Source organism: Pseudarthrobacter sp. Pseusp20 (genome assembly GCF_059492155.1).
Window position 1 is genome coordinate 1,302,434 of sequence record NZ_CP168521.1, and the last position, 15,238, is coordinate 1,317,671.

A 15,238-nucleotide genomic window follows, 5' to 3' on the forward strand; every position below is an offset into this window, starting at 1 on the left:
CATGACGTTTGACGAGGTACTGGCCGATCTCCAAGCCCAGGCCAGGACCACAAAGCACGCCGAAACGGGCCTCTGGGTGGCCGCCCAGCTGCGCAGCCGCATCGCCGCCGGGCAGCTGGCTCCCGGATCAAAGCTCGCCGAGGAAGCCCTCCGCGAGGCCCTCGGCGTGTCCCGCAACACCCTGCGGGAAGCATTCACGGCGCTCCATGCCGAACACATCGTGACCCGCATCCCCAACCGTGGTGTGTTCGTGGCCCACCCCACGGCTGACGACATCCGCGAAATCTACCGGGTGCGCCGGTTCCTGGAGCCCGCGGCGGTCCTGTGGTCCGGCGATGCCCCGCTGGAGCCCCTGGCGGCAATCATCAAGGCCGCCAGGGCGGCCGCCGCCGACGGCGACATCCCCGGCATGGCCAGCGCCAACCAGGACTTCCACCGCGCCATCGTCGACCGCTCCGGCAGCGAGCGGCTCAACAGCCTCATGGACCAGGTGCTGGCCGAGATGCGCCTGGTGTTCCACTCGATGGCGGCCAACCCTGCCTTCCACGAGCCTTACGTGGAGGACAACGCCCGGATCGTGGACCTCCTGGAAGCCGGTGAGCTGGCCGCGGCAGCGGACTTCCTGGCCGCCTACCTGGACCGCGCGGAAGCGCAGCTGCTCGCCGCCGTCGGCCGCTAGCCAACCCTTCCCCAAAAAGGGGGTTGCAGGATTGTTGAACAAAAAGCTATGCTTTAGATCACACCGTTGTTCTGCAGCTCACTTAACCCTGCAGCCCTAACGTGTCCGGGGCTCCCGCCCCTCGGCGCAGTCACTCCCACCACCACACTCACGGACGCGCCGGCCCCCACTTTCGCAGACCCGTCACGGGTCCCCTGGGAAGGGATAATCATGCTTGTACTCATCGGGGTGCTGCTGGTGATCGTTGGCTTCGCCATCCGCCTGAACCCCCTGATTGTCGTCACCGTTGCGGGCATCGTCACCGCACTTCTGGGCGGCATGAACCCCGCGCAGATCCTCGACTCGTTCGGAACCGGTTTTGCCAGCAGCCGCTCGGTCACCATCTTCGTGGCCGTGCTGCCCGTGGTGGGAATCATCGAGTTCTTCGGGCTGCAGGAACAGGCCAAGGTCCTCATCGGCCGGCTCGCCAAGCTGACGGCAGGCCGGGTCCTGATCGGCTACCTGGCCGTCCGCCAGATCACCGCCGCCGTCGGCCTGAACAGCATCGGCGGCCACGCCCAGACCGTCCGCCCGCTGGTGTTCCCCATGGCCGAAGGCGCAGCGCTGCGCCGCTACGGGCACGTCCCGGACAAGATCAGCGAGAAGATCAAGGGCCACTCCGCCGGGGCGGACAACGTGGGCGTGTTCTTCGGCGAGGACGTGTTCGTCGCCGTCGGCTCCATCCTGCTGATCACCACGTTCGTGGACACCACGTACCACCTGCACCTGGAACCGCTCCAGCTGGCCCTCTGGGCCATCCCCACCGCCATTGCGGCCTTCCTCATCCACGGCTTCCGGCTCCTGCGCCTGGACAAGCAGCTGGACAAGGAATACCGCGAATACGAGCTCACCGCCCAGAAGGAAACCGCAGGAGAAGCGAAATGATCAACGTTGAAGCCGTCTACTGGCTGATCGGCCTTCTGTTCGTCGCCTGGGCATCACTCATTGCCGCCGACACCAACCACCCCCGCCGCTGGGGCAGCTCCTCCTTCTGGGGCCTGCTGGGCCTGTGCTTCTTCTACAGCACCTGGGTCCAGGCCGGCACGGCGCCCGGCTGGATCCTGGGCATCGCCGTCCTGGTCCTGGTGGTGCTGGCCTCCACCGGCCTGCTGGGCCACGGCAAGCACCGCACCTCCACCGGCCACGAGCGCGAGGCCTTCGCCAAGCGCTTCGGCAACAAGCTCTTCATCCCGGCCCTGACGCTGCCCCTGGTCACCGTCATCCTGGTGCTCGCAGCCCCGCTGCTGTCCATCGGCGGCACCCCGCTGCTGGACCCCAAGAACACCACGCTGGTAGCCCTGGCCATTGGCGCCGTGGCTGCCGTCGTCGTGGCCCTGGTGATCCTCAAGCCCAAGAACCCGGCCACGCCCATCTTCGAAAGCCGCCGGATCCTCGAATCCATCGGCTGGGCCGCGCTGCTGCCCCAGATGCTCACCACGCTGGGCATCCTCTTCACCAAAGCCGGCGTGGGCACCGCCGTGGGCACGCTCGCCTCCGGCCTGCTGCCCAAGGGCTCACTGATCGCCGGCGTGCTGGTCTACTGCATCGGCATGTTCCTGTTCACCGTGCTGATGGGCAACGGCTTCGCTGCGTTCCCCATCATGACCGCTGCCATCGGCTGGCCCGTGCTGGTGGAGACGTTCCACGGTGACCCCGCGATCGTCTTCGCGATCGGCATGCTGGCCGGCTTCTGCGGAACGCTCTGCACGCCCATGGCAGCCAACTTCAACCTGGTGCCGTCCGCGCTGCTGGAAATGGACAACAAATACGGCGTCATCGCCGCACAGGTGGGCACGGCCATCCCGCTGCTGGCGGTGAACATCGCGCTGATGTACTTCCTGGCCTTCCACTAACCCTTCCGCAGACCCTGCCATTCAAAGGAGCATGATGGACAACGATCTTCGCGCACAGGCGGCACCGGACTACGCGGCCGTGGTGCTGGGCAACCTTTCCGAGCCCTTCCCGCACTCGGCCCACCACACCCAGGTGTCAGCCGACGACAGGCCAACCCCCGAGCAGATCCACCCCGCCTTCTACACCTCCTTCGACTGGCACTCCTGCGTGCACATGCACTGGCTGGGGGCGAGCCTGGTGGGCGGCACTCCAGGGTCACCCTTTGCTGGGACTACCGCGGCAGGAGCGTCCGACGGCGGCACGGCGGCTTGGGTGGATGCCGCCACCGAGGCGTCGCTCCGGGCAGCCCTGGGCGCCAACCTGACCCCGGCCAAGCTGGCAGTGGAACGGGACTACCTGCTGGCCAACCCGTCCTGGGAGCGGCCCTACGGCTGGGCCTGGCTGATGCGGCTGGCCGCCACCTGCTCCGCCTCCCCGGATGCGGAGATCCGCCAATGGGGCACCGCTTTGGAACCCCTGGTGGATGCCGTGGCGGAGCTCAGCGCCGCCTGGATGGCCAAGGCGCAGTATCCCGTCCGGCACGGGCTGCACACCAACGCCGCGTTCGGTGTGGGGTACATGCTGGATGCCTTCCGCTCCCTGGGCAGGGTTGATGCCGCCAAAGCGTGCGAGGACGCGGCGCGCACCTGGTTTGCCAATGACCGCGGCTGGCCGGGCGACTGGGAGCTCAGCGGCCAGGACTTCCTCTCCGCGGGCCTGAGCGAGGCGGACCTGATGCGCCGCGTGCTTTCCGCGGACGAGTTCGCCGGGTGGTTCGCGGGGTTCCTGCCGGAGCTGTCCACCGCATCGCGCATCCTGCAGCCGGTGGGCGTGACGGATGAGACCGACGGCTACCTGGTGCACCTGCACGGACTGAACCTGACCCGCGCGGGACAGGTGGCACGGATCATCGCCACGCTTCGTCAATCCAGCGGCCCGGAAGCCTCGGCCGCCGCGGCCGTGCTGTCCGACGCGCTGGACCCGCTCCTGAAGGCCGGGCTGTCCGGACTGGAAAGCGGGGACTTCATGTCCACGCACTGGCTGGCCAGCTTCGCGTGGGATGCGCTGGGATCGGTGGCTGAACTCGACTGATTCCCGGGCTGGCGTGGCGCACGCACCAGTCACACTCCGTTCGGAGCGTCTGGTGGGTGCATGCCACGCCGGTGGCGGGCTAGTCTTGCATCACCACGCGCGAGTGCGTGACCTGGGAGCAGCGGGCAGGGTTGTAATGAGCTGACCATCCGCCCGCGAGCCCAAGGAATCCCATGCGCCAGCAGCTCACGACCTGCCCGCCAGACCCCGCAACAGCAGAGGAGTCCACCACGCTTCGGCCCAGGAGGAAGCGGACCAGGCACCCGCGGCTGGCGGTGGGGGACCGGGTCCGCTTCGCCGAGGGAACCCTGGCCGGCACGGGGGTGGTGGACGCCGTCACGTCCGACTACTCGGTCATTTGGGTGTGGACGGACGAAGGCCAGGGGCGCCGGATGTTCCTGCAGGGCTACGGAAGCATCGTGTCCTCGATTTAGCTACGACGCCGGTCCGCGCGGCGCTCATCCGCCTGGCCGATTCCGTCCCGGACTGCGGCGCGGATGACGCCGTAGAGGATGTAGAAGAAGACCGCTCCGAAGAGGACAAACAGGACCAAGCCTGTGAAGTCACCCATGGTTGCTGCCCTCCTCCGGCCAGTACTGCTGGGCTGCCTTTGCGGCATCCCGCAACTTCCCGCCGTCGAGCATGATGGACGTTTCCTCAAGGCCGAAATCGGTCCACTGGGAAACCAGGCGGAGGCTGCCGGCAGGGGGAAGCGGCCAGAGCCAGAGCGAGCCGGTGCCCTGGAACTCATCCTCTCCGCCACCGCCGCCGCCATTGTTCAGGACCAGCGCCGGAGGTTCGGGTTCCTGGCCACGCTCCACGAAGCCGTGGGGACCCAGGGTGCCGGTGCTGGCTTTGGAACCATCGGGGAACTGGACGCCGAACATCAGGCCGGTCTGTTGTCCGCGGCCACTGCGGATGCCCCTTCCCGGCTGGAAGAAGAGGTGCTGCAGGTCGGCCCAGTCTTCGTCGGATTGCTGGTCACGGCGGAACAGCCAGGACAGGTTGAACACGCAGCCGGTGGAGAACACGTCGGCACTTTTGACCGCCACCACCCTCCACGGAGTCCTGGACACAAACCTGCCGATGTGGACCACGGACGGCAGCTCGTAGACTGGGGCGCCCGCCCATGGCGGCGGGACGTACCGTTGAGACCTCGGCCTCGGTGGGAGCGGAGGTACTGGAAAGTCCTGGAAGAAGGTCACGGTGATCCTTGGGTCCGCTGGCTGCGACCGACCAGCGGAACAGCGGCAGCGCCGCCATGGATCCCCCAATCCGTCCTTACCCGGCCAGTCTAGCCTCCGGTTTGCCCGACCCGCGGGACGCGCGGGACCCCCGTTGACCCGGTCAATCCCGCCCGCCAAAATGCTGGCCGACGGCTGCCTGGATGTGATGGCGGTGGCGGCGGAGGCAGCGTGCGTACTGTCAATTAGTCATCGCGCGGCTGGTGCTTTGCTGGCCGAAACATATGCGCTGGCCAGTTCGCTGCCCTTAACTCTTGCTGCCCTGCGCTCCGGGCATATCTCTTGGCAGCATGCCCGGACCATGGTGGACCAAACCGCCAGCCTGGACCCTGCAGGCGCAGCCGCCCTGGAAGCGCACTTCCTGGATCCTGACACGGGCAACCCGGCCCGGGGTTGCCCGGTCGGAGAGATGCCGGCCCACCGGTTCAAGGCCAAAGCCCGCATCTGGCGCGAACGCCACCACCCGGAGACCCTGGAAGGATGCCACGCCAGGAGTGCAGCGGACCGGCGCGTGGAGTACACGCCGGACTGTGACGGGATGGCATGGATCTCCGCCTATCTGCCCGCCACCACAGCCTCGGCGGTCTGGAGCCGCACCACCGCCATTGCCAGGGGACTCCAAGGCCCGGACGAGCACAGGGCCCTTTCGCAACTCCGCGCTGACGTGCTCTCCGCCGCCCTGCTCACCGGTGGCGGCAACCAGGACCTCCAAGGAGGCGACAAGCCACCGCTGTGGCCCCATGTGCGGAACCGGTAGCTCCTCCCTGGGCTCCCTCACGCCTTTGGTGGGACAATAAAGGCAGGGCACCTGTCACGGCGCCACCCAGGCGTCGGCACGTCCCACTCGAGTAACCAGGAGGGGATCCTGGTGGACGCCACCACTATCGTTGTCATCGTCCTCGTTGTCCTGCTTCTCATCGCTGCAAGAATGTCCATCCGGATCGTGCGGCAATACGAGAAGGGCGTACTGTTCCGGCTTGGCAGGGTCATTGGCGTCAGGGATCCGGGCCTGCGGCTGATTGTCCCGATCATCGACCGGCTGCCGCTGGTCAGCCTCCGGATCGTGACCATGCCCATCCAGTCGCAGGGCATCATCACCCAGGACAACGTCAGCGTGGACGTCTCCGCCGTGGCCTACTACCGGGTGGTGGACGCCGTGAAGTCCGTCATCGCCATTGAGAACGTGGCCTCCGCCATCGACCAGATCGCCCAGACTACGTTGCGGAAGGTGGTTGGCCGCCACACCCTGGACCAGACCTTGTCCGAGACCGAACGGATTAACGGCGACATCCGCGAAATCCTCGACGTGCTCACCGTTGAATGGGGTGTGGAAGTCACCTTGGTGGAACTCAAGGACATCCAACTGCCGGAAAGCATGAAGCGCGCCATGGCACGCCAGGCCGAGGCGGAGCGTGAGAAGAGAGCGAAGATCATTGCGGCCGAAGGCGAGGCCATCGCCGCGGCAGCGCTCGGCGATGCCTCCGACACCATGATGGCCCACCCGCTGGCACTGCAGCTTCGCAACCTGCAGTCCCTGGTGGAAATCGCGGTGGACAAGAACTCCACGGTGGTGTTCCCCGCCCCGCTGATGAGCACCATCGGCGAACTTTCCGCATTCCTGGCGCGCGAGAACCAGGCGGCGTCCGCGGCCGGCCCCTCACCTGTAAAGGCGGCCTGACCCGCTGTCTGACCCGCACGCAGCCAAGGAGCGGACCTCACCCGGCATGCCCCGACTTTTCGGTGCGGAACCGCGGCGGCCGCTAAAGTCGTGCCATGACCACTGCTGCTCTACGGCCTGTCTACTTCCTGTCGGACAGTACCGGCATCACCGCGGAAACACTGGGCAATACACTGCTGACGCAGTTCCCGGTGGACAATTTCGACCGCGTCACCATTCCCTTCATCACCACCCCCGACCAGGCGAGGTCCGTGGTCCGCACCATCGACGGCCTGGCTGCCGCCGGGCCCCGGCCCCTCGTGTTTTCCACCGCCGTCAACAGCGAAATACGGCAGATCCTTGGCGGTTGCAACGGTGTGATCGTGGATCTGATCGGCACCCATGTGGGGGTCCTGGAGCAGGCGCTGGGCACCCCTGCCAGCGGTGAGCCGGGCCGGGCGCATGGGTTGGGGAACGCCGCGCGCTACCAGTCCCGGATGGCCGCCGTCGAGTACGCCATGGAGCATGACGACGGGCAGAGCCTGCGTGCGCTGGAGAAGGCCCAGGTGATCCTGGTGGCCCCGTCCCGGTGCGGAAAGACGCCCACCACCATGTACCTGGCGCTGCAGCACGGGATCTTCGCGGCGAACTTCCCGCTGGTGGATGAAGACTTCCAGCGGGACGGGCTGCCCAAGCCGCTGCGGCCTTTCGTGTCGAAGTGTTTCGGCCTGTCCTCCAACCCGCTGCGCCTGAGCCAGATCCGTACCGAACGGCGCCCCAGCTCGCCCTACGCATCCCTGCGGCAGTGCGGTTTTGAGCTGCGCAGCGCCGAGCAGCTGTACGTTTCCCACCGGATCCCGTACCTGAACTCCGCCACCGTCTCCGTGGAGGAAATGGCGGCCACCATCCTGCAGCGGATGAACCTCAAGCACTAGCCGCCATTTCACAAACGTGGCGTAGCGCACATCATGTGGAAAGTGCGCTGCAGACCTGCCACTGTTGACAGGGTTTTTTCTTCCGGCCGGCACTACCGTGACGGCCAGCATTGCTTACGCCACCCACTGCAAAGGAGCAGCAATCATGACGACAGACGTTCTGTGGTTCTCTGAACTTGGACTCAAGGACCTGGACAAGGTGGGCGGCAAGAACGCCTCACTGGGCGAGATGGTGCAGAACCTGACCTCGGCCGGCGTCCAGGTTCCGGACGGCTTCGCCACCACGGCAGACGCCTACCGCCGGTTCCTGTCCGACTCCGGACTGGACCAGAAGATCGCCGATCGCCTGGTGGGGCTGGACACGGATGACGTGACGGCCCTGGCCTCCGCCGGCCAGGAAATCCGCTCCCTGGTCCGGGATACGCCCTTCCTGCCCGACTTCGAAGCACAGGTCCGCGAGGCGTACCAGCAGCTGGTGGACAAGCACGACGGCTCCGCGGACCTGTCCTGGGCGGTCCGGTCCAGCGCCACGGCGGAGGACCTGCCCGATGCCTCGTTCGCCGGGCAGCAGGAGACCTTCCTGAACGTCCGCGGGATCGAGAACATCCTGCAGGCCATCAAGGACGTCTTCGCGTCGCTCTACAACGACCGCGCCATCGCCTACCGCGTGCACCACAAGTTCGAACACGCCGAGGTGGCACTCTCGGCCGGCATCCAGCGCATGGTGCGCTCCGACGTCGGCGCTTCCGGCGTCATGTTCACCATGGACACCGAGTCCGGCTTCCAGGACGCCGTGTTCGTCACCTCCTCCTACGGGCTGGGTGAAGCCGTGGTGCAGGGTGCCGTGAACCCGGACGAGTTCTACGTGTACAAGCCCGCCCTGGCGGCCGGCCGCCCGGCGATCCTAAAGCGCGGCCTGGGGGAGAAGGCCCTGCAGATGACGTACACCAACAACAGCGAGATCGGCCGCACCATCGACTTCGTGCCGGTGGAGGCTTCGCTGCGCTCGCGCTTCAGCCTGACGGACGACGACGTGGAGCAGCTTGCCCGCCACGCCGTGGCCATTGAGAAGCATTACGGCCGTCCGATGGACATTGAGTGGGGCAAGGACGGGACCGACGGCGGCCTGTACATCCTGCAGGCCCGCCCGGAAACCGTACAGTCCCGCCGGGCCCCGGGCAGCATGAGCCGTTTCCGCCTGAACGCAACCGGCCCGGTGCTGGTGGAAGGCCGGGCCATCGGGCAGCGGATCGGGGCCGGCAAGGTCCGGATCCTTACCGCCATCGACCAGATGGCGTCGTTCCAAACCGGCGACGTGCTGGTGGCGGACATGACCGACCCCGACTGGGAACCGATCATGAAGCGCGCCTCCGCCATCGTCACCAACCGCGGCGGGCGCACCTGCCACGCCGCGATCATCGCCCGCGAACTGGGGATTCCCGCCGTCGTGGGCACTGGCAACGCCACGGACACGCTGTCCGACGGCCAGGAAGTCACCGTGTCCTGCGCCGACGGCGAGACGGGGGCCATCTACGAGGGCCTGCTGGACTTCAGCGTTGAGGAAACCGGCATCACCAACCTGCCCGAGGCGCCGGTGAAGGTCATGATGAACGTGGGCACCCCCGAACAGGCGTTCACCTTCGCGCAGCTGCCCAACCACGGCGTGGGCCTGGCCCGGCTGGAGTTCATCATCAACCGGCAGATCGGCATCCACCCCAAGGCCCTGCTGAACCTGGACAGCCAGCCTGCGGATGTGGCCGCCGAGATCCGGGAACGGATCAGCGCCTACGACAGCCCCCGCGAGTACTACATCAAGCGCCTGGCCGAGGGCGTGGCCACCATCGCCGCCGCCTTTGCGCCGGAACCGGTGATCGTCCGGATGTCCGACTTCAAGTCCAACGAGTACGCCAACCTCATCGGTGGCCCGGCGTACGAGCCGCATGAAGAGAACCCGATGATCGGCTTCCGCGGCGCGTCCCGGTACCTGGAGCCCTCCTTCCGGGACTGCTTCGACCTTGAGTGCGAGGCCCTCTCTTTCGTGCGCAACGAGATGGGGCTGACCAACGTCAAGCTCATGATCCCGTTCGTGCGCACCCTGGACGAGGCGCGGGGCGTCATCGAACTGCTCGCCGAGAACGGGCTGCGCCGCGGCGAAAACGGCCTCGAGGTGATCATGATGTGCGAGCTGCCCTCCAACGCACTGCTCGCCGACGAGTTCCTCGAGTACTTCGACGGCTTCTCCATCGGCTCCAACGACATGACCCAGCTGACCCTTGGCCTGGACCGGGACTCGGCGATTGTGGCCAACAGCTTCGATGAGCGGGACCCGGCCGTGAAGAAGCTGCTGAGCATGGCCATCAAGGCCTGCAGGGCCCGCGAAAAGTACGTCGGCATCTGCGGCCAGGGCCCCAGCGACCACCCCGACTTCGCCGAGTGGCTGGTACAGGAAGGCGTCAATTCCGTCTCCCTGAACCCGGACACCGTGGTGGACACCTGGCTTCGGCTCGCCGGGGCCTCAGCTGACGCTTCGGAAGGTGCAGCCGTGGCCGCCGTCGGGGCAGCCTGACCAGAAACGCTTGACGATCAAAGGGGCGGTTCCGCCACTGCCGACAGGTGGTGACGGAACAGCCTTCACTGGTTGGACGGTTTCACTGGTTGGACGGTTCGGGGAGCAGCCCCAGCTGGCCAAGAAGTTCCATCTGGTCGAAGTAGGCGTGGTGCGCGGTGATCAGGCCTGCCTCCACTTTGGTGATGTCGCAGCTTCGCACCCGGACCTGCTTTCCTGTCGGCGGCAGCGTCCCGCCGGTGGGCAGGTTCAGCTGCCCGGTGTTCGTGCCCACAACGAAGCCCTCCAGGATGGCAACGTCCCCGGCCTCATGAGTGGCCACCTGCTGGTACGTGACGTCCGGCATGGCCTCCCAGAAGTGGAGGAAATAGTTGGTGATCGCCTCGCGGCCGGAGATCTCTCCCTGGTCCGGAGTGCTGATTACGGCGCCTTCGGCGTAGCAGCCTGCCAGCGCATCCCTGTCCTTTGCGTCCATGGCCGTCATCAGCCGGCCCATGACGTCACGTGCCTGTCCCATTGCAGCCTCCATTGTGGTTCCCGGTTTTCCTCTACGGACGGCCCGCTTCGTGCGGCGTCCGTAAAAGGAAAAGTACGACGGCGGAACACACCCCCGCGATCCCCGCACCAGGGGTTTCGGGGCGCCTGGAAAACCACCCATTTGGGGGATTGCCGGCCTGCCTGCCGGGCGGATACTGGAGGTATGTGGGAGGAGCGCGCGGAGCGTGCCCGGCGGGACATCGCCGCCATGGCCGCCGGCGGGATGGACCTGCCTGACCTCTATACCTCGGCGCTGGCCGTGGTGCAGCGGGAGGTGCCGTTCGAGCAAGGGTGCTGGGCCGCCGTCGACCCCGCCTCCATGGTGATGACCTCCGTTACCAACTGGCTGCCGTGGCCGGTGGGTGGGCGCCAGTTTGAGGAGTATTTCCTCCGCTTTGCCCAGTCCGAATACACAGGCCGGGAACCCAACACCTTCGCCGAGCTGCTGCGCCGGCCCCGCCCCATCGCGAGGATTTCGGATGCGCCGCACCGTGAGGTGGTCCGCAGCGTCCGGATCAACGACCTGATCAAGCCGCTGGGCTTCGAGCATGAGTTGCGGGCCGCGTTCCGCGTGGACGACTTGTGCTGGGGCGTGGGGAGCATCTTCCGGGAAGGCGGCAGCGACTTCACCGACCGGGAGGTGGAATTCCTGGGCGCGGTGACTGCCACGCTCGCGTCGGCCACCAGGGCCGCCGTCCGCGTGGCGCACCCGACGGGACCGGCCGCCGTCGGGCCTGTCATTGTCCTGGCCGGGCTGCACGGCGACCTCCGCGCGGCCACGCCGGCCGCCGCCTCCTGGCTTGCCCAGGTGGAGGAAGCTGCGCCCGGGCGCTTCAGCCAGACGCTTTATTCGGTGGTGGCGCAGGCGCATGCGGCGGCATCCGGGACGGCGCGGGCCAGGATGCGCGACGCCGGGAACAATTGGGTGGTGCTGCAGGCCAGCAGCCTCATCACCGGCGATGATCCCGAACAGATGGTGGTCACCGTGGAACCGGCAACCACCCACGACCTCGTGGCCCTGCTGCTGATGGCGTACGGCGTGACCGCCCGGGAACGGGATGTCTGCCTGGAGGTGCTGGCCGGAAGTTCGACGGCGGAGATCGCCCGGCACCTGTTCATCTCGCCGCACACGGTGCACGACCACTTGAAGTCGCTCTTTGAAAAGGTGGGCGTCGGCAGCCGCGGCGAGCTGGTGGCCAGGCTCCTAGCCTGACGGGCAGTCTGTTTTAACGGGTCCGAGGACTCTGTGTCCGGGGGCGCCCGCCCTGGAAGCTGGAGGTACAGCCGGCAACCGGAGGATCCCATGCATGCCTTGGCGGAATCGGTGCGCACGCACCCGCTGTGGTGGTACTACGTTGTTACCTTCCTCTTGTCGTGGGGCGCCATTGTGCTGGCGGTGTGGGCTGTCACGGGCGGCCTGTCGCCTACGCCGGAGCAGTTCCAGCTCACCATCCCCGTAACCGTGCCGGCGATGCTGCTCGGACCAGCGTTGGCCAGCCTGGTGCTTACCGGAGTTGTGTCGGGACGGGCTGGCTACCGGGACCTTCGGGCGAGGCTGCTGAGATGGCGTGTGGGCGGGCGCTGGTATTTGGCCCTGCTGGTGGCGCCGGTCTGTTTGGCCGCGTTCGTGCTGGTGCTCTGGCTGGCGTCCCCGGATTACGCGCCTCGGATCGCCACGGCTACAGATAAGGGCGGCACCATCATCACTGGACTGGCCATCGGGCTGGCGGCGGGATTTCTCGAGGAAATCGGTTGGACCGGCTTCGCCATCCCCAAGGCGAGGCAGCGCTTCAGTGTTCTGTGGACGGGAATCCTGGTGGGGGTGCTGTGGGGTGCGTGGCACTTCTTCGTGAATTATTGGGGTGGGGGCGGGACCAATGGCGGGGTGCCCCTGGGAATCTTCCTGTCGCTGTGGCTGGTGGCCGTCCTCGTCGGCCAGCTTACGGCGTACCGGGTGCTCATGGTGTGGGTTTACGACCATACAGGCAGCATGCTTCTGGCAGCGCTGATGCACGTCAGCCTCGCGGCGTTCCAGTACATCCTCAACCCGCTGACACCTGGCATTCCGCAGCAGGTCTATCCCTGGGGCCAGGCGGCCACCATGTGGCTGCTGGTTGCTGCCGTGGCCCTTGCCCTCCGCGGGGACCTCACAAAACAAAGAACGACGACGGCGCCGGCCTGAGCGCTGCGAGGCCGAGGCGGCATCTCAGTCTGCGCCCTTGCCGGCCAGGATCTGTTCGCGCAGGATGTCCGCGTGGCCGCAGTGCTGGGCGAGTTCCCGCAGCATGTGCAGGTACAACCAGCGCAGCGGGAGCGGTCCCCGCCGGTTGCCGGTCACGACGTCGTCGAGGCCCAGAGGGGCGGCAGCAGCCCGGGACGCGGCGCACGCGTCCCGGTGGGCTTTCCGGACGGAGTCGATGGTGTCACCGTCGTCCAGGTTGAACGACTCGTCAGGAGTGGCGGGGATGCCGATCTCGCTGCGGGGACGGCCGGTGAAGGCTTCGTCGAACCAGACCTTCTCCACGAAGGTGGCATGCTTCACCAGCCCCAGCAGTGTGGTGCGGGAGGGAACCAGCCGACGCCGGACCTGCTCCTCGGTCAGCCCGTCCAGGCACCCGTTGAGCGCGGCCCGGTGCTCATCCAGGAAGAACTCGAACTGGACACGCGCAGGTTCGTTGATGACGTCGTCCATCGAGTGGGAGTGGGAAGCCATAAGCAGACCCTAGCAAGCCGGAAAGGGAACGCGGCTTACTTCATCGCCCCCGTAAGCATGCCTCCCACGTAGTACTTCTGGAGCAGGACATAGATAACGATGCACGGGACGATCGTCACCGCGACGCCCGCCTGCAGTGCCCCCCAGTCCAGGGTCCCGAAAGTGCCGCTGGAGAGCACGTTCAAGGCCACCGGAAGGGTGTACTTGGACTGGTCTGTCATGAGGATCAGCGCGGCGAAGAACTCGTTCCACGAGGCGAAAAAGGTGAACAGCGCGGTGCTGATCACCCCCGGAATGGCCACCGGGAGCAGCACCCGGACCATGGCACGCAGCACGCTGCACCCGTCCACCAGGGCAGCTTCCTCAATGCTCGCCGGCAGCGCTGCGAAGGAATTCCTCATCAGGAAGATACCGAATGGCAGGTTAAAGGTGGTGTACACCAGCATGAGGCCCAGGAGGTTGTTGGTCAGGCCGATCTGGTGCAGCACCAGGTACAGCGGAGTGATGACCGCCTGGAAAGGGATCATGAAGGTGGCGAGGGTACCGAAAAACAGCAGGTTGCTGCCGCGGAAGCGCAGTTTGGCGAAGCCGTAGCCGGCCAGCGTGCTCAATACGATCGTCAGGAGCGTTGCGCCAACTGAGACGAGGACGCTGTTGCCCAGCTGCTGGACGAAGCCCGCACCGCCGTTCTCGTTGCCGAATAGCTTCGCGAAGTTCCCCCACGAGAAGGAACCCGGGAAAAGCGTGGGCGGCGCGGCAGCAGCCTCGGCAGGGGACTTGATCGACTGTGAGAGAACTACCCAGAACGGGTAGAGGAACAGGGCCGCGAGGCTGAGGTTGATAATCCACCAGGCCGTGCGCGGCACCGGGCGGAGTCTGGACTGCAGTGAAGTCATGGAGGGGTCCGTTTCCGATGGATTGGACTAGTTGTGGTCCGAGTTGCGGAGGATGAGCATCTGGATGGCGCTGACGACCGCGAGCACGATCATCAGCAGGGCAGAGAGCGCGGCGCCATAGCCGAGCTGGAAACCCTGGAAGGACACCCGGTAGATGTGGTACACCGCGGTGATGGTCTGGTTCGCCGGGCCGCCGCTGGTCATGATGTAGAACTGGTCGAAGGCCAGCAGTGAGCCGGCTACCGAAAAGACGAGCACCAGCGCGAGGGTGGGCCGCAGCAGCGGCAGGATGATGTAGCGGAACACCTGTGTTCGGCTTGCACCATCGATCCTGGCCGCTTCCTCGAGCTCCACGGGGATGGACTGCAAGCCCGAGTTCAGCAGCAGCATCTGCATGCCGGCAACCTTCCAGACCACCATGGCGCACACGATGCCCAGCGCTCCGGCGAAGCTTCCGAACCAGTTGTCCGAGTGCGAGGCCAGCCCGCCGCGGGTAAGCAGGTCCAGCAGGGGCCCGATGTTGGGCTGGGCCATGAAGAGCCACAGGTAACCGGCGGCGGCGAAGCCGACCACCACCGGCAGGAAATAGATGGACTGGAAGATTCTGGAAGCTTTGCCTGGACGCCGGATCAGGAGCGCCAACGCGATCCCGATGACCAGCAGCAGGGGAGTCATGATCACGGTGTAGAGGAGGGTGAACCCGGCTGCCCGCAGGAAGTCCTGGTCCTGGAACGCCGTCGCGTAGTTGCCCAGGCCGATGAAGCTGATCTTGCCCAGCAGCGGCCAGCGGTTCAGGGACATCCACAGCATCAGGACCACGGGCAGGAAGAAGAAGACGGTGAGGAGGGTCAGCGCGGGGGCGACCACCAACGCGCCGAGCCTGCTGCGCGAGGTGGTGAGGGTCCGCCGGCTCCGTGGCGGACGTAGGGGCGCCGTTGGGCGTTGGGGCTTGCCGGGGCGCGTTGTCAGGGTGGTGTGGTGTGCCAA

The 15,238-nt window shown here is 66.5% G+C and carries 17 protein-coding genes; 11 read left to right on the plus strand and 6 right to left on the minus strand.

Annotated elements, in window-relative coordinates; genetic code table 11:
* The first annotated feature begins 1 nt into the window (after position 1).
* The 5 genes from ACEN9K_RS06170 (at position 2) to ACEN9K_RS06190 (ending at position 4,137) form a co-directional block, all read left to right on the plus strand.
* On the plus strand, positions 2–679 hold the full coding sequence (locus ACEN9K_RS06170; RefSeq protein WP_056393210.1) for a GntR family transcriptional regulator: 678 nt from the start codon (positions 2–4) through the stop codon (positions 677–679).
* A 210-nt stretch (positions 680–889) separates the two neighbouring features.
* Positions 890–1,603 (plus strand): DUF969 domain-containing protein, encoded by a 714-nt coding sequence (locus ACEN9K_RS06175; RefSeq protein WP_018770559.1) that lies wholly within the window; start codon positions 890–892, stop codon positions 1,601–1,603.
* The gene (locus tag ACEN9K_RS06180; RefSeq protein ID WP_018770558.1) at positions 1,600–2,571 is read left to right on the plus strand and encodes a DUF979 domain-containing protein; all 972 of its coding nucleotides are present in this window, start codon (positions 1,600–1,602) and stop codon (positions 2,569–2,571) included. Before ACEN9K_RS06175 ends, ACEN9K_RS06180 begins: the two co-directional genes overlap by 4 nt.
* A gap of 34 nt (positions 2,572–2,605) precedes the next feature.
* Positions 2,606–3,703 carry a DUF2891 family protein gene (locus tag ACEN9K_RS06185; protein ID WP_495635363.1) on the plus strand — a complete coding sequence of 366 codons (1,098 nt, stop codon included), beginning with the start codon at positions 2,606–2,608 and terminating at the stop codon, positions 3,701–3,703.
* 173 nt (positions 3,704–3,876) lie between these two features.
* Positions 3,877–4,137, plus strand: coding sequence for a hypothetical protein (locus ACEN9K_RS06190; protein WP_223994044.1), 261 nt, complete (start codon positions 3,877–3,879; stop codon positions 4,135–4,137).
* Here the strand turns inward: ACEN9K_RS06190 and ACEN9K_RS06195 are convergent.
* The gene (locus tag ACEN9K_RS06195) at positions 4,134–4,274 is read right to left on the minus strand and encodes a hypothetical protein (protein ID WP_018770555.1); all 141 of its coding nucleotides are present in this window, start codon (positions 4,272–4,274) and stop codon (positions 4,134–4,136) included. The two genes, ACEN9K_RS06190 and ACEN9K_RS06195, sit on opposite strands and share 4 nt — an antisense overlap.
* Positions 4,267–4,755 (minus strand): hypothetical protein, encoded by a 489-nt coding sequence (locus tag ACEN9K_RS06200; protein WP_224084294.1) that lies wholly within the window; start codon positions 4,753–4,755, stop codon positions 4,267–4,269. The genes ACEN9K_RS06195 and ACEN9K_RS06200 overlap by 8 nt, the downstream gene beginning before the upstream one ends.
* A gap of 340 nt (positions 4,756–5,095) precedes the next feature.
* On the opposite strand from ACEN9K_RS06200, the gene ACEN9K_RS06205 reads away from it, so the two are divergent.
* The 4 genes from ACEN9K_RS06205 (at position 5,096) to ppsA (ending at position 10,105) form a co-directional block, all read left to right on the plus strand.
* Positions 5,096–5,704: a DUF222 domain-containing protein gene (locus tag ACEN9K_RS06205; protein WP_495635683.1), complete on the plus strand. Its 609-nt coding sequence runs from the start codon at positions 5,096–5,098 to the stop codon at positions 5,702–5,704.
* Positions 5,705–5,815: 111 nt separating this feature from the next.
* Positions 5,816–6,625: a slipin family protein gene (locus ACEN9K_RS06210; protein WP_018770552.1), complete on the plus strand. Its 810-nt coding sequence runs from the start codon at positions 5,816–5,818 to the stop codon at positions 6,623–6,625.
* A 95-nt stretch (positions 6,626–6,720) separates the two neighbouring features.
* Positions 6,721–7,539 carry a pyruvate, water dikinase regulatory protein gene (locus tag ACEN9K_RS06215; RefSeq protein WP_018770551.1) on the plus strand — a complete coding sequence of 273 codons (819 nt, stop codon included), beginning with the start codon at positions 6,721–6,723 and terminating at the stop codon, positions 7,537–7,539.
* Between the two features lie 145 nt (positions 7,540–7,684).
* The gene (ppsA, locus tag ACEN9K_RS06220; RefSeq protein WP_495635364.1) at positions 7,685–10,105 is read left to right on the plus strand and encodes a phosphoenolpyruvate synthase; all 2,421 of its coding nucleotides are present in this window, start codon (positions 7,685–7,687) and stop codon (positions 10,103–10,105) included.
* An 82-nt stretch (positions 10,106–10,187) separates the two neighbouring features.
* Here the strand turns inward: ppsA and ACEN9K_RS06225 are convergent, their stop codons facing one another.
* Complete coding sequence (locus ACEN9K_RS06225) at positions 10,188–10,622, minus strand: nuclear transport factor 2 family protein (RefSeq protein ID WP_018770549.1); 435 nt, start codon at positions 10,620–10,622, stop codon at positions 10,188–10,190.
* 183 nt (positions 10,623–10,805) lie between these two features.
* Here ACEN9K_RS06225 and ACEN9K_RS06230 point away from each other — a divergent pair, with 183 nt between their 5' ends.
* Both ACEN9K_RS06230 and ACEN9K_RS06235 read left to right on the plus strand, forming a co-directional pair.
* Positions 10,806–11,855 (plus strand): helix-turn-helix transcriptional regulator, encoded by a 1,050-nt coding sequence (locus ACEN9K_RS06230; protein ID WP_495635365.1) that lies wholly within the window; start codon positions 10,806–10,808, stop codon positions 11,853–11,855.
* Between the two features lie 90 nt (positions 11,856–11,945).
* Positions 11,946–12,824, plus strand: coding sequence for a CPBP family intramembrane glutamic endopeptidase (locus ACEN9K_RS06235; protein WP_495635366.1), 879 nt, complete (start codon positions 11,946–11,948; stop codon positions 12,822–12,824).
* Positions 12,825–12,848: 24 nt separating this feature from the next.
* Here ACEN9K_RS06235 and ACEN9K_RS06240 read toward each other — a convergent pair whose 3' ends face one another.
* The 3 genes from ACEN9K_RS06240 to ACEN9K_RS06250 are packed head-to-tail and all read right to left on the minus strand — an operon-like array spanning position 12,849 to position 15,238.
* Positions 12,849–13,355 (minus strand): DinB family protein, encoded by a 507-nt coding sequence (locus ACEN9K_RS06240; protein ID WP_495635367.1) that lies wholly within the window; start codon positions 13,353–13,355, stop codon positions 12,849–12,851.
* A 35-nt stretch (positions 13,356–13,390) separates the two neighbouring features.
* Entirely contained in the window at positions 13,391–14,251 is an 861-nt protein-coding gene (locus ACEN9K_RS06245; RefSeq protein ID WP_018770545.1) for a carbohydrate ABC transporter permease, read from the minus strand.
* 27 nt (positions 14,252–14,278) lie between these two features.
* A complete protein-coding gene (locus tag ACEN9K_RS06250; protein WP_026265968.1) occupies positions 14,279–15,238 on the minus strand; it encodes a carbohydrate ABC transporter permease in 960 nt (319 codons plus the stop codon).

What these genes read in the sequence shown, in the direction of transcription:
- ACEN9K_RS06195 (WP_018770555.1), bottom strand. Translation starts at nt 4,274, where the DNA reads ATGGGTGACTTCACAGGCTTGGTCCTGTTTGTCCTCTTCGGAGCGGTC.
- ACEN9K_RS06190 (WP_223994044.1), top strand. Translation starts at nt 3,877, where the DNA reads ATGCGCCAGCAGCTCACGACCTGCCCGCCAGACCCCGCAACAGCAGAG.
- ACEN9K_RS06175 (WP_018770559.1), top strand. Translation starts at nt 890, where the DNA reads ATGCTTGTACTCATCGGGGTGCTGCTGGTGATCGTTGGCTTCGCCATC.
- ACEN9K_RS06170 (WP_056393210.1), top strand. Translation starts at nt 2, where the DNA reads ATGACGTTTGACGAGGTACTGGCCGATCTCCAAGCCCAGGCCAGGACC.
- ACEN9K_RS06215 (WP_018770551.1), top strand. Translation starts at nt 6,721, where the DNA reads ATGACCACTGCTGCTCTACGGCCTGTCTACTTCCTGTCGGACAGTACC.
- ACEN9K_RS06245 (WP_018770545.1), bottom strand. Translation starts at nt 14,251, where the DNA reads ATGACTTCACTGCAGTCCAGACTCCGCCCGGTGCCGCGCACGGCCTGG.
- ACEN9K_RS06240 (WP_495635367.1), bottom strand. Translation starts at nt 13,355, where the DNA reads ATGGCTTCCCACTCCCACTCGATGGACGACGTCATCAACGAACCTGCG.
- ACEN9K_RS06235 (WP_495635366.1), top strand. Translation starts at nt 11,946, where the DNA reads ATGCATGCCTTGGCGGAATCGGTGCGCACGCACCCGCTGTGGTGGTAC.
- ACEN9K_RS06230 (WP_495635365.1), top strand. Translation starts at nt 10,806, where the DNA reads ATGTGGGAGGAGCGCGCGGAGCGTGCCCGGCGGGACATCGCCGCCATG.
- ACEN9K_RS06205 (WP_495635683.1), top strand. Translation starts at nt 5,096, where the DNA reads ATGGCGGTGGCGGCGGAGGCAGCGTGCGTACTGTCAATTAGTCATCGC.
- ACEN9K_RS06180 (WP_018770558.1), top strand. Translation starts at nt 1,600, where the DNA reads ATGATCAACGTTGAAGCCGTCTACTGGCTGATCGGCCTTCTGTTCGTC.
- ppsA (WP_495635364.1), top strand. Translation starts at nt 7,685, where the DNA reads ATGACGACAGACGTTCTGTGGTTCTCTGAACTTGGACTCAAGGACCTG.
- ACEN9K_RS06185 (WP_495635363.1), top strand. Translation starts at nt 2,606, where the DNA reads ATGGACAACGATCTTCGCGCACAGGCGGCACCGGACTACGCGGCCGTG.
- ACEN9K_RS06225 (WP_018770549.1), bottom strand. Translation starts at nt 10,622, where the DNA reads ATGGGACAGGCACGTGACGTCATGGGCCGGCTGATGACGGCCATGGAC.